At 41.9% G+C, this 308-nt stretch carries 1 protein-coding gene; it reads left to right on the top strand.

The window, feature by feature from the left end; translation table 11 throughout:
* A partial coding sequence (locus ACNQ0W_RS25520) for a beta-lactamase hydrolase domain-containing protein (RefSeq protein WP_417933325.1) occupies positions 1–294 on the top strand: 294 nt, incomplete at its 5' end.
* Positions 295–308 lie beyond the last annotated feature (14 nt).

Raw genomic sequence — 308 nt, 5'->3', positions numbered from 1 at the left:
AATGGCGTATGTCTCGTGGGCTCGGAGATGTGTATAAGAGACAGTAACCGTCCTGACATGGAAGGTGGTCCAGAACAACCTACCAGTGCTCAAATTGAAGAAGCAGCACGCCAAGCTGGCCTAGATTATGTTTATCAGCCTGTTGTAGCTGGCCAGATTACTGAACTTGATGTTCGTACTTTTGCAAATCACTATAATGAACTTCCAAAACCGGTCCTCATGTTCTGCCGTACTGGAAACCGTTCAAATAATCTTTATCAATTAGCCAAACAAATGGATTTGTTAGACGATTAAATAAATTCATAAGC

It is taken from the genome of Enterobacter cloacae complex sp. 6730903 (assembly GCF_048283985.1).
Classification (GTDB): Bacteria; Pseudomonadota; Gammaproteobacteria; order Enterobacterales; family Enterobacteriaceae; genus Enterobacter; species Enterobacter hormaechei_C.
This window is presented reverse-complemented; position numbering and strand designations above follow the sequence as displayed.